The following is a 12849-nucleotide window of genomic DNA, read 5'->3' as shown; positions in this document are numbered from 1 at the left end:
ATTATGGCGTGAAACAATGCTTCGATACAGCCCTCAAGTCAAAGGGACAGCGCCATGACAGGTGATGCCAAGCCCGCAGTCCTGCCGGAAAAGACCGCCTCTCGCACCTTCGAAGGGCGGTCCGAGACGCTCCTCATGCTGGTGTCGATCGTTGTCGGACTGATCGTCTGGCAATTGGTGGCGCAGCGCTATTCGAGCTTCGTTCTCGCATCGCCGACGGCCGTGGTCGTCCGTCTGGGCGAACTCATCGCCAATGGCCAGTTGCCGCTCGCCTTCCTGGCTGCCTTGCAGCACATGGTGATAGGGTTCCTGATCGCCTGTCTGATCGCCTTCCCCCTCGGCTTCCTGATGGGGCGTATCCGCTTCGTCCATGATCTGCTCGATCCGATCGTCAATCTGATCTATGCCGTTCCGAGTGTCGCCTGGGCGCCCTTCATCATCATTTGGTTCGGCCTCTATATGGAGGCGCGCATCGCGCTGGTGGTGATGATGTGCGTGTTCGACATGATCATCGTCATTTCCAGCGGCGCCCGCAATGTCGACAGGAAGCTGATGAATGTCGGCCGCTCCTTCGGTGCGAGCGGATGGCAGCGGACCTGGTATGTGCTGCTTCCCGAAAGCCTGCCCTTCACCTTTACCGCGCTGAGAATCGGTATCGTGCGCGCGGTCAATGCAATGATCACCGCCGAACTGTTTCTCGCGGCCGTCAATCTCGGCCAGTTGATGAAACAGGCATCCGTCCGCTTCGACAGTGCGGCCGTGCTCGGAATTCTCGTCGTGCTCAGCCTCACCGGGCTGCTGTTGCAGGAACTGCTTTTGATCGCGGAACGACGTATCTGTGTCTGGAGGCCTGGCAAGTGAGCAGGAAGCAAAAGTCATTGATGACCAATATGCTAGGCATCCTCCTTCTTCTTGTACTCTGGCAGATTGCTGGCATGGGTTTCGGCGAGGCGCTGCTGGCAACGCCCTTGCAGGTTGCGCCCGCGATCATCGGCCTCTTGACCGAGCCGGACTTCTGGCCGGCGATCGGCTTCACGCTCTGGCAGATGTTCATCGGCTATGTGCTTGCCATGGTCGTCGGCGTGCCGCTCGGGATCGCCATGGGCCGCTCACGCATGGTCTATAGCGTGGTGAAGCCCTGGGCATCGATGTTCATCGTCGTCTCGGCAGCCGCCATCGTGCCGCTGTTCATCATCATTCTCGGCCGCGGCGTTACTTTCCTCGTATCGATCGTCTTCGTCGTGACCCTCTGGTATGTAGTCATCTCAATGACCGAGGCGGCCCGCAACGTGTCGCCGAAGCTCGTCAATGTGGCGCTTTCCTTTGCCGCGAGCCCGCTCCAGCGGTTCCGCTATGTGCTTCTGCCGGCGCTGCATCCTTTCATCCTGATCGCCGCGCGTGTCGGTCTGGTGCATTCGCTACGCGCCATGGTCACGGCTGAGATGTTCATCAGCGTCGGTTTCGGCGGCATGCTCAACGATGCCGGCCTTGATATTTCGACGGCCAATCTTTTCGGGCTGATCGTCATTCTGATGGCCATCAGCATGTGCGCCACGCTCATCCTGCGTGCCGTCGCGGACCGTTCTGCGCCCTGGTATGCAAGCCGGCTCGGTGAATGAGACAACGATTATTTTCAACAGCAAAGACAAGGGGAATGACATGCTTGGAAATATGAACAGACGTGATGTCCTGCGTACCGGTCTTGCCGGTGCCGGCATGATCGCGCTCGGTCCTGTGTCGAAGGCGTTTGCCCAGTCAGGCCGGGTACTGAAAATCAATACGCTTGCCTCTGCCGCCGCCGTCAACGTGCCGATGCAGGCAGCGTTGAGGATGGAACTGCCGAAGCTTGCCGGTTTTGCCGCGCCTGAAGTCCGCCCGACCGCAAAAATCCCGCAGATCGCCCAGGAAGTCATTGCCGGCTCGGCCGATCTCGGCGATGCCGATGTCGCCTCGACGCTTGCCGGTGCGGAAGCCGGTGCCGACCTCAAGATCATCGGCCTGTCCTATAGCAACACGTCGCAGGTCATCGTCGTCAATGCCGACAAGACCAAGAGCCTCGAGGATATCGCCAAGAACGGCGGCACGATCGCCGTCAACAGCATCGGCGACTTCATGTATGTCATGCTGCTCGGCGTTTTCGCCAAGCACAATATCGATGCCAAGTCGATCAATTTCGTCGAAATGGGCAGCTCCGGTGACCGCGCCCGCGCGCTTCTGGCCGGTCGTGTCGATGCCGTGCCCATGCATGTCGAGCAGGCAGCCCAGCTTGCCACCCAGGGCAATTACCAGATCCTTGTCCGCCCATGGCAGGAATTCGACAACTGGTTTTCCGCCGTCATCATCTCCACCGGCGAATGGCTGAAGAAGGACGAGAACAAGACGGCTGCCGTCGCTGTCATCAAGTCGGTGCTGACCTCCTTCCGCCAGACCAACAACGACTATGCCTGGTACAAGGCCCGCGTCGCCGATTACGCGTCGTCCAAGGATCTGAAGGCTGCCGGCGATGATTTCTTGAAGCCTGTCTGGCAGACGCTGACCACCGATATCAAGGCCTTCCCGGGCGACATGGCGCCTCTCAATGTCGACCAGTTCTCCAAGGTCATCCCGGTCTACAAACAGGCCGGCGCCCTGAAGGGCACCGTCGATCTCAACAAGGTCATCGACCGGACCTATCTCGAGCAGGCTCTGAAAGAACTCGGCTAATGGCGCATCTGTCGATCACGAATGTCTCGAAGTCCTTCGGTGATACGAAGGTCATCGTGCCGCAATCGCTGGAAGTCGAGGATGGCGAGTTCGTCGCCCTCCTCGGCCCCTCCGGCTGCGGCAAGTCCACGCTGTTGCAGATCATCAACGGCCTCGTGCCGGCAGATACCGGCAAGATCCTGCTGAACGGCGAGGATATTACCGGCAAGACCGGCTTCGGTCGCGGTATGGTTTTCCAGGGCGCGGATCTTTTTCCGTGGCGGACTGCCCTGGAGAACGTCGCCTTTGGTCTGGAGATCATGGGCGTGCCGAAGGCCGAGCGCATCGAGCGCGCGCGGCATTATCTGCAGCTCGTGGGTTTGAAGGATTTCGAGAATTCGTGGCCGCATCAGCTTTCCGGTGGCATGCAGCAGCGCGTCGGCATTGCCCGCGCCTTCTGCATCCAGCCGAGCCTGCTGATGATGGACGAGCCTTTCGGCGCGCTCGACGTGCAGACCCGCGACATCCTGCAGGACGAGCTGGTGCGCATCTGGGAAGCCGAGCGCAAGATGGTGCTGTTCGTTACCCACGGCATCGAGGAGGCTCTCTACCTGGCCGACCGCATCCTCGTCTTTTCCAAGCGTCCCGCGCGGGTGCTGAAAGAAATCCGGGTGCCTTTCGCCCGGCCGCGCCATGACGACATGAAGCTGTCGCCGGAATTCCTCGAACTGCGCCGCGAGATCGCCGAGCTGCTGCGCCACGACATTGAGATCTGAAGACATGGCCGACATGACGACTGCCACCCGCGCCTATGGTGCCGAACTTGCGAAATCCGTCGCCGCGATCCGCTACGAGGACCTGCCGGACGACGTGGTGACGATCACCAAACTGTTCATTCTCGATACGCTCGGCGTCATCGCCGGTGCGGCCAAGGCGCCGGGCATGAAAGAGCTGGTCGCCTCGCTGGAAGCCTGGGAAACTGGCGGTCTCTCAACGCTCCTGCTCGGGTCAGGCAAGGTCAACCCGGTCAGCGCGGCGCTTGCCAATGGCGCTGCCGCCCATGCGCTCGACTTCGACGACCAGCATGATCCGGCGCGTGTGCATGTGTTCTGCGTCGTGCTGCCGGCGGTGCTTGCCACGATCGAGGCGGAAGATCGTCAGATCTCGGGGCGGGATATCATTCTGGCGGTCGCCGTCGGTGTCGAAGTATTCTGCCGGCTCGGTCTCGCCTGCTACAATTCTCTCGGCAAGGGCTGGCATCCGACGACGGCCTTCGGCACGATCTCGGCCGCTGCCGCCGTCTCCAAGGTCTTCCGGATGGACGAGGCGCAGACGCTGAACGCGCTCGGTCTTGCCTTCGTCCAGCTTTCCGGCACGACGCAATTCATCGCGGACGGTGCGCTCGCCAAGCGCGTCGGGCCGGGTTTTGCGGCCCGTTCCGGTGTTCTGGCCGCCCATCTGGCGCGTAACGGCATCACCGGTCCGCATCGCTTCCTCGAAGGCAACTCCGGCCTGTTCAATCTCTATGAGCGTGGTGAGGTGAAGCCTGAAATCATCGTCGGTGAGTTCGGCAAGCTCTGGCAGGTCCGTGACCTGTCGATGAAACCCTTCCCCTGCTGCCGCTGCACCCATACCGCGATCCAGCTGGCTCTAGACCTCAAGGCGCAGGGCCTGAAGGCGACGGACGTGAAGAGCGGCTTGATCGAGTTGGGCGAGGTTAACCGCAAGATCGTCGGTGCCGCCTTTGACCGTGCCCATCCAACACCGGTCGTGCATGCGCAGTTCAATGCCGCCTATGCCTTTGCCGCAGCGTTGGCCGATGGCGAGGTAACGATCCGCTCGTTCACGCCGGACCGCATCCGCGCCGATGATGTCGCCTATGCCGCGACGATCGAGACACGGTCGACGCCGGATTATGAGGAAACCGCAATCGCGCCATGCCGCGTTTCCATGACCACCCACGACGGACGCATTCTGTCGGCCGAAAAGCTGACGATGAAGGGCGCGCCCGACGAGCCGATGACCCACGCGGAAGTGCTCGCCAAGTTCGCGTCCTGCCTCGATTGGGGTTTTGGTGCGAGCGGAGAGCCGGTCGAGCGGCTGCAGGATTTCATCATGAGCCTCGATAGTCAGGGCGATGGCAAGCAGGTCATTGCCTTGTTTACGCAGGCGCGGGGGCGTTGAGCGTATCATTTCCCCAAACTTGGCCGGCGTGCGAGGCAATCTCCACGCCGGTCTTTTTTTCCGCAAGTCGCATGCTCGGCGGCAACAATAACCGGGCAAATTACTAAATGACCGGCAACTTGATTACTTGACTAGTCAACTTGACAAGACTACGCTCCAACCAATGCAGAACATGCTTTCAGGGAAAGGCGCTATGACAGGTTCGAAGGGCAAAGGCGGATATAGGCTCGGCGTCGATATCGGAGGCACATTCACCGATATCGTCATGATCGACACGCTGGGGACGGTCTTCTCCAAGAAGCTTCTGTCGACGCCGCATGACTATTCCGAGGGCATCGAAACCGGCGTCCGCGACCTCTTGGCCGAGCTGAGCATCGCGCCGAGCGAGATCGTCGAATTCGTCCATGCGACGACGGTTGCCACCAACACGATCATCGAGCGCAAGGGCGCCCGTGTGGCGCTGGTAACGACGGAAGGTTTCCGCGATGTCCTCGAAATCGCCCGTTTCCGCACCCCGCGCCTTTATGACATCAACTATCGCAAACACGATCCGCTTGTGTCGCGCGAATTGCGTTTCGAAGTAGCCGGCCGTCTGGACGCTGCCGGCAACGAGGTCGTCGCACTCGACGAAGCGGCATTGAAGGCGATTGCCGCTGAAATCCGTGCCTCGGGTGTCGAATCCGTCGCAATCACCTTCATCAACGCCCATGTCAGCGGCCGGCACGAGGCCCAGGCCGCAAAGATCCTGCGCGAGCTTCTGCCGGACCTGATGGTCACCGCCTCCAGCGAACTCGTGCCGCAGCAGGGCGAGTACGAACGTTCGTCGACCACCGTCGTCAACGCCTATCTGCGCCCGATCGTCACCGCCTATGTCCGCTCGCTGCAGCGTCGTCTGGACGGGATCGGCATCGTTGCGCCGCTGATGATCATGCAGTCCTCGGGCGGTATCGCGCCGGCGGCGCTCGTTGCCGACCAGCCGATCACCATCATCGAGAGCGGCCCGGCAGCCGGTGTTCTCGGCAGCGCCCGCCTGTCGCGCCATCTTGATCTCGGCGACGTACTCGTCTTCGATATGGGCGGCACGACCGCCAAGGCGACCCTGACGGAAGCCGGCGGCTATACGGTTTCGCCGGAAACCGAGGTGGGCGGCGGCCCGCTGCTCGGCGCCCGCATGGTGCGCGGTGCCGGTTATCCGGTTCAGGTTCCGACCATCGATATTGCCGAAGTCGGCGCCGGTGGTGGCTCGCTTGCCGCCAATGACGGTGCCGGCGGTCTGCTGGTCGGCCCGCGCAGTGCGGGCTCCACGCCCGGCCCGGTCGCCTATGGTCGCGGCGGCACGCAGCCGACAGTCACCGATGCCAACCTCGTTCTCGGCTATCTCAATCCCGGCGTTCTTGTCGGCGGCGAACTCAGCCTCGACACGGCCGCCGCCCGTAATGCCTTTGCCGAACTCGCGAGCGGCCTGAAGCTTGAAGCGACCGAGACCGCCGAAGGCGTCCACCGCATCGCCAATGCTACCATGCTGCGGGCGCTGCGCGGCGTCAGCTCCGAGAAGGGCCGCGATCCGTCGCAGTTCACGCTGCTCGCCATCGGCGGCAATGGTCCGGTCCATGCCTGCTCGCTGGCTGAAGATGCCGGTATGGGCGAAGTCATCATCCCGCCGGTCGCCGGCCTGTTTTCGGCTCTCGGCATGCTGTTTGCCGATGTCGAACACCAGCTTGTCGCCTCCTTCTACCGACGTTTCGATGAGACGCGTGGTGCTGATGCCGCCACTGCTGCGGGCAGCCTGATCGCCCGCGGGCGTGAGCTCCTGTCGTCGCAGGGTTTCGGTCCCGAGGTTCAGGACATCCGCATGCTGGCCGATGTCAAATATGCCGGCCAGACGGCGCCTCTGACGGTCGAGCTCGATGCGGGCACCGCATCCTTTGACGGTCTTTCCGATGCCGCGAAGGAAAGCGCGCTGTTTTCGGAGATCGCAGAAAAATTCCATGAGCTGCATCAGCAGACATTCGGTTATGCCTCCAAGGGAGAGCCGCTGCAGTTCGTGGCGCTCCGGGCCATCTGCCGCGGCGTGCCGGAAATCCCGCGCATGCCGGCGCAGTGCTCGCGCGGCAATGAAAAAGTGCCGCCGGCTGTCGAACGCGACGCCTATTTCACTGGTCGTGGCTGGCATCGCGCCACCGTTCTCGGCCGCACCGCGCTCCCTGAAGGCGATGACGTATGGAAGGCCGGCCCGATGATCGTCGAGGAATATGACACGACCTGCGTCATCCCGCCCGGTTGGGAAGCACGGCGCGACAGCTGGAACAACATTCACGCCCGGCGCGTGGCCTGAAGGAGGCTCAGATGACGATCATCAACCCGATCAAGCGCGAGTTGCTCAAGAATGCGCTCGTCACCATCGCCGACAACGCCCTCGTCATGGTGACTCGCACGGCGCGCACCGCCAATGTGAAGAACTCGATGGACTTCTCGTCCGCCATCTGCGACGCGGCCGGTTCGCTGGCCGCTCAGGGCATGGCAGTGCCGGTCCATCTCGGCGTGGTCATGCCTGCGCTCAAGGGCTGCACCGATTTCTTCGGTGACGACATTGCCGAAGGCGACGTACTCGCCTCCAACGATCCCTATTCCGGCTGCTCGCACCTGAACGACATCTTCACCTTCAAGCCGATCTATGTCGACGGCAAGCGGGTGGCCTATGTCTCGCTCGTGCTGCACCATACCGATCTCGGCGGCCGCGTTGCCGGTGGCAATGCCGCCGACAGCCAGGAAATCTTCGAGGAAGGCCTTCGCATTCCGCCGGTCAAGTTGCGCGATGCTGGCCGCGACAACGCGGCGATCTTCGGCATCATCGCCTCGAATTCCCGCGTCCCCGATCGCGTCATCGGTGACCTGCGCGCCCAGCTTGCCGCGCTCGACGAGGCTGGCCGTGAAGTCGAGGCAATCGCCCGCGAAATGGGGCCGGACGTGTTTGGCGCCTATCTGGCTGACCTGATCCGCCATGCGGAAGATCTGACCCGTGCCTCGATCCTGTCCCTGCCGGACGGCACGACCGAATTCGAGGAATGGAACGATGATGATGGCGCCGGCAACGGTCCGATCCGCCTTCATTGCCGCCTGACCAAGCGCGGCGACGAGATCGAGGTCGACTATTCCGGCACCCAGGACGACACCGGCGGTGCGGTCCACTGCAATTGGGAATTTACCGTCTCCTGCACCTATGCAGCGCTTCGCACGGTCCTGGCGGAAGAGATCCCCAACAATGCCGGGCTCTATGCGCCGATCAAGGTCATCGGCCGTCCTGGCAGTTTCGTCAGCGTGCAATTTCCGGCAGCCGTCGGGTCGCGCGGCCAGATCGGCTTTCGCCTGCGCTCCATCGTGCTCGGTGCGCTGGCCAAGCTTCTGCCGGAGCGCATGCCGGCCTGTGCCGGTGGTTCGGAATTCGCCATCGTCGCCTCGGGCCTGCAGAAGACACCGGGCGGAGCGGATCGCCGCTTCCTGCATCTGGAATTCCACAACAATACCGGTCTCGGTGGCGGCCCGGATTCCGACGGCCAGGATGCCGGTCCCTATTGCATTGGCAACCTTGCCAACGTGCCGGTCGAACTGATCGAGAGTGAGAACCCGATCCGCGTCGAGCGCTACGAATTCATTCCGAATTCCGGTGGTGACGGGCAGTTCCGCGGGGCGCTCGGCCTGCGCCGCGATTACCGCTTCCTGACCGATGCCGTTCGCGTGCAGGTTCGTTCGGACCGCTACACGTCGAAGCCCTGGGGCATTTTCGGCGGCGGACCAGGTGCCGGCGGCAAGCTGATGGCCAATCCGGGCACAGAAAAGGAACAGGCTCTGCCATCGAAATTCATCCGCAATTTCGATGCGGGCGACGTCTTGAGCGTCGCCATGGCGGCAGCAGGCGGCTATGGTCCGGCTGAAAAGCGCGATCCGGCGGCCATCGAAAGCGATATTCGCCAGGGCAAGATGACAGTAGATCATGCCAAGCGTGTCTATGGCTATACGGCGAAAGCAGACAAGGAAGACGCGGCATGACACAGAAAGATGAAGGCGGCATATCGCCGCGCAAGGTCGCTGCACGCAATGCCGCCTTCATCGGTATCGAGGGCGGCCGGGACAGGTTGCTGACGCCGGCCCTTCTGGTGGAACTCGATACGCTTGATGCCAATATCGCCGATATGCAGGCGCGCTGTGACCGGCTCGGTGTGGCGCTTCGCCCGCATGCCAAGGCGCACAAGACGCTGGCGATCGCGAAGAAACAGGTTGCGGCCGGCGCGGTCGGCATCTGCGTTGCGACGCCGGGCGAGGCCGAGATCTTTGCCGAGGGCGGCATGGCCGATATCCTGCTGACATCGACCTTTGCGCCGGGCTATGCCCTCGAGCGTCTGGTGGATGCAGCCGGTCGCTGCCGGCTGACGCTGGTTCTGGACAATATCGAAACGGCCAAGGCACTGGCAAAGGCCGCAGAGCAGAAGGGCATTCGGATCCGGGTCCTGATCGATCTCGATATGGGGCGCCACCGCTCCGGCCTGTCTGAATCGAAGGATCTTGCTGCGCTTGCCGCCATCATCGATCAGGCTGCCTCGCTTCAATTGGCCGGCTTGCAGGCCTATGCAGGCCACCTGTCGCATCGCGCCGATCTGGAAGGCCGGGTCGCCGGTGCCGATGAAGCCGCCTCCCGCATTCGAGCTGCACTCGATGTGATTGCACCCTTCATGCATGGCGAAAAACCGGTGGTCACCGGCGGCAGCACCGGCGCCTTCCTGCAGGAGGCGGCACTTAGCCTCTATACCGAATTCCAGTGCGGCAGCTACGCCCTGATGGATGTGGAATATGATGCTGTCGATCCGGACGGATCGGCGAAGCCGTTGTTTCCGACCAGCCTGTTTGCCGCAGTCCGCGTCATCAGCGCCAATCATCCGGGCCTTGCCACGACGGATGGTGGCGAGAAGCGTTTCGTCGCCAAGCACGGCACCGCGCCGGTGATCCGTCGCGGCGGTCTGCCGGGCGCCACCTACAAGCCGACCAGCGACGAACATGGCACGGTCACGCTTCCAGATGGTTCAATGCTGCCGGTCGGCTCGCTTCTCGAACTGCAGGTGCCGCATTGCGACCCCACGGTAAACCTCTACGATTTCATCCATGTCGTTCGTGACGGCATGCTTGTCGACATCTGGCCGGTCGACGCCCGCGGGGCTTGACTTCAGCAGGGGTCACGGCGTCTGATCAGACGTCGATCGGCTCGTCCACCGCATAGGTGATCTGAACCTCACGGGTGAATATAGCCGTTCCGCTGACGAGCGGTGCCATCTGTGCGTCGCTCAACACGAAGTCACGTACCAGCACCGGTGTCTCGGGATTGATGGCGAGTTTCGTCGCCGTGGCCGGGGTGGCGGCGTCGGCACGGATAACGCCCTTGATATGGGCAACCGGTCGGCCGGATTGAGCAAGTATCGTGAACATGGGCAGCCGCGACAGTGCGTCGATCGTCAATCTCTGGCCAAGTTCGATCGGGATATGGCGGATCTCGTGCACTGTCGGCGTGCCATCGACAACGCGAACCCGTTCGAGACGGAAGACATCCTCCCCGGCGCGGATCAGCAACTGCTCGGCAACGTTTTCCGAACAGGGAATGCGGGTGAAGCCCAGAAGGCGAAATTCTATCTTGGCGCCGCGTTCGATGACTTCCTCATCGAAGGAGCGGACGATGCTGGTGTGCTGGGTGACGCGGATTTCCTTGCGGGCGACGAACGTGCCCTTGCCGGCAATCCGGTTGATCCTGCCATCGGATACCAGTGCGGACAGTCCGTGAACAACGGTGTTGCGGGTGACGCCGAAGCGCTTAGCCAATTCGGTTTCGGACGGCAGAAGGTCGCCGGGTCCATAGCGGCCGGCCGCGATCTCGGACAACAGAAAACGTCTAACCTGTAGATAGGCAGGTTCCTTGATCTGGTTCATTCCACATATTCCGAATTGACTAGGCAACTTTAGAGATTCGGCGGGATTAGGCAACCGTTCCTACGGAATTTTCCGCAGTTCGCGGATGTCGGACATGGCCTGCGGCTCCGGCGGGTGGGGGCAGGCGAGTTGGACAGGTTTATATCCGGTGGCAATCGGTCCCGGGTGCGCTGTGCTGGGAAATGAAGAGAAGATCGACCGCAACTGGTTCGCCTTCTGCTCGTTCGCGAATGATTATCCGACGAAATGGCCGTTGCATAATGGCCGCCGCAAAAGCCGGCAGTTTGCATCTCATCACGCTTGATTGATCTATACAGTTATTGGTTGACATCTAACATGTTAGCGATGTAGCTCTAGATAATCAGTGGAGGAGACCAGATGAAACGCTTCGGACTATCCGTCGCCCTTACCACGCCGTTCGACGAGAACGGCGATATCGTCATCGACATGATGATCGCCCAGGCAAAGCGCAGCCTTGCTGCAGGCTGCGCCAGCTGTACCCTGTTCGGCACGACCGGCGAGGGATCGTCGATCGGTACGCAGGAACGCGAGCGCGTTCTTTCAGCATTCATCGAGGCGGGCATCGCGCCCGAGCAGATCGTCGTCGGCGTGCTCGTGGATGCGGCGGAAGACGCTGCGCTGCAGTCGTCCCAGGCGCTTTCCCGCGGTGTCCGCAACATTCTTCTGGCGCCGCCTTCCTATTTCAAGAATGTCAGCGATGACGGCCTGTTCGGCTGGTATTCGCAGGTGTTCAAGGCGCTCGGTAAACTGGCCCGCGACGTCATCGTCTACAATATTCCGTCGGTCACCATGGTGCCGCTCAGCGTTGCCCTTGTCGGCCGGCTGAAACAGGCTTTCCCCGGCGTCGTGACGGGCGTGAAGGACTCCTCCGGCGACTGGCCCTATACGCAGGAGCTCCTGAAGGCCCATTCAGATCTGATCATCCTGATCGGCGACGAGCGTCACCTTGCTGCCGGCGTGCGGATGGGTGGGCAGGGAGCGATCTCCGGAATGGCCAATTTTGCGCCGCACGAGATCGGTGCGATGGCCAATGACGGCCAGGATGATCCACGTGTGGTCGACTTTGTCGCTGAGCTTTTGAAGTATCCGGTGACGCCGGCTGTGAAAGCCATGGTGGCTCGTCAGCAAAATGACGAAAACTGGCTTGCAGTCCGGGCTCCGCTGCTTTCTATATCGAAGGACGGACAGAAGCAGCTCGGCCTGGTGTTTGACGGCCTGTTCCGCAACAAGGCGGCTTGAGGCTGTATAGGGGCCAAAGCCGGGAACGGGGACGATGATCGACCAGCGAAGCGACCAGCAGGCTGAGGAGCCGACGCTCAGGGAAAAGGCTTACGAGAGCTTTACCCGGCATCTCCTGGCGCGTGACGTGCGCCCGGGGCAGTTCGTTTCCCAACGTCATCTGGTCGAGCTGACCGGCCTCACCCTCGGCGCCATCCGCGAGCTTATCCCGCGGCTTGAGGCCGAGGGCCTGATCAAGACCGTTCCGCAGCGTGGATTGCAGATCGCCCATATCGATCTGAACCTGATCCGCGAAGCGTTCCAGCTCCGTCTTTTCCTCGAAAAGGAAGCGGTGGCGCTATTCGTCCAGAAGGCTTCCGACGAGATGATCGAGCACCTTGTACGCCAGCATCGTGAGGTGGCCGACGCGATCACCTCTGGCAACGAGACGCCCGAGCTTGATGCCCGCGCGCAGGCGGTCGATTGGGGTATGCATGATGCCTTCGTCGCCGCGCTCGACAACAGCATCATCTGGAACGTCTACCGGGTGAATTCGATCAAGATGCGCCTGATCAATCAGGAACGTTTTCGCATCAATGGCCGCATCGCACCCGTCATGGGTGAGCATATGGCCGTGCTTGAGGCGATCAAGTGTCGCTCTGCCGACGGCGCCGTCGAGGCGCTCGTCAAACATATCGGACATGCAAGGGATCGTGCCTTGAGAATCTGAAACACTCAACGCCGGGATGAGGAGATCCCGGTGAAACCTAAGAG

General features: G+C 61.7%; 11 protein-coding genes. 10 read left to right on the top strand and 1 reads right to left on the bottom strand.

The genetic code is table 11. The features are described from left to right. Positions 1-54 precede the first annotated feature (54 nt). The 8 genes from NCHU2750_RS25800 to NCHU2750_RS25765 all read left to right on the top strand — a co-directional run bounded on the left by NCHU2750_RS25800 (position 55) and on the right by NCHU2750_RS25765 (position 10079). Complete coding sequence (locus NCHU2750_RS25800) at positions 55-861, top strand: ABC transporter permease (RefSeq protein ID WP_119944645.1); 807 nt, start codon at positions 55-57, stop codon at positions 859-861. Positions 862-881: 20 nt separating this feature from the next. Then, a complete protein-coding gene (locus tag NCHU2750_RS25795; RefSeq protein WP_119944644.1) occupies positions 882-1619 on the top strand; it encodes an ABC transporter permease in 738 nt (245 codons plus the stop codon). Positions 1620-1659: 40 nt separating this feature from the next. After that, a complete protein-coding gene (locus tag NCHU2750_RS25790; RefSeq protein ID WP_162939798.1) occupies positions 1660-2703 on the top strand; it encodes an ABC transporter substrate-binding protein in 1044 nt (347 codons plus the stop codon). Then, positions 2703-3458, top strand: coding sequence for an ABC transporter ATP-binding protein (locus tag NCHU2750_RS25785; protein ID WP_119944642.1), 756 nt, complete (start codon positions 2703-2705; stop codon positions 3456-3458). Before NCHU2750_RS25790 ends, NCHU2750_RS25785 begins: the two co-directional genes overlap by 1 nt. A 13-nt stretch (positions 3459-3471) precedes the next feature. Then, complete coding sequence (locus NCHU2750_RS25780; RefSeq protein ID WP_162939797.1) at positions 3472-4866, top strand: MmgE/PrpD family protein; 1395 nt, start codon at positions 3472-3474, stop codon at positions 4864-4866. A gap of 193 nt (positions 4867-5059) precedes the next feature. Then, positions 5060-7201 (top strand): hydantoinase/oxoprolinase family protein, encoded by a 2142-nt coding sequence (locus tag NCHU2750_RS25775; protein WP_162939796.1) that lies wholly within the window; start codon positions 5060-5062, stop codon positions 7199-7201. 11 nt (positions 7202-7212) lie between these two features. After that, positions 7213-8913: a hydantoinase B/oxoprolinase family protein gene (locus NCHU2750_RS25770; RefSeq protein WP_119944639.1), complete on the top strand. Its 1701-nt coding sequence runs from the start codon at positions 7213-7215 to the stop codon at positions 8911-8913. Beyond that, positions 8910-10079: an alanine racemase gene (locus NCHU2750_RS25765; RefSeq protein WP_119944638.1), complete on the top strand. Its 1170-nt coding sequence runs from the start codon at positions 8910-8912 to the stop codon at positions 10077-10079. Before NCHU2750_RS25770 ends, NCHU2750_RS25765 begins: the two co-directional genes overlap by 4 nt. A gap of 25 nt (positions 10080-10104) precedes the next feature. Here NCHU2750_RS25765 and NCHU2750_RS25760 read toward each other — a convergent pair whose 3' ends face one another. Next, entirely contained in the window at positions 10105-10836 is a 732-nt protein-coding gene (locus tag NCHU2750_RS25760; RefSeq protein WP_119944637.1) for a GntR family transcriptional regulator, read from the bottom strand. A 378-nt stretch (positions 10837-11214) separates the two neighbouring features. Between NCHU2750_RS25760 and NCHU2750_RS25755 the strand changes: the two genes are divergently transcribed. Then, positions 11215-12096, top strand: coding sequence for a dihydrodipicolinate synthase family protein (locus tag NCHU2750_RS25755; protein WP_119944636.1), 882 nt, complete (start codon positions 11215-11217; stop codon positions 12094-12096). A 34-nt stretch (positions 12097-12130) separates the two neighbouring features. Further along, a complete protein-coding gene (locus NCHU2750_RS25750; protein WP_119944635.1) occupies positions 12131-12805 on the top strand; it encodes a GntR family transcriptional regulator in 675 nt (224 codons plus the stop codon). Positions 12806-12849 lie beyond the last annotated feature (44 nt).

Origin of the sequence: Neorhizobium sp. NCHU2750, assembly GCF_003597675.1 — a bacterium.
Classification (GTDB): Bacteria; Pseudomonadota; Alphaproteobacteria; order Rhizobiales; family Rhizobiaceae; genus Neorhizobium.
The sequence above is the reverse complement of the archived record's forward strand: the minus strand, read 5'-3'. Positions and strand labels throughout refer to the sequence as shown.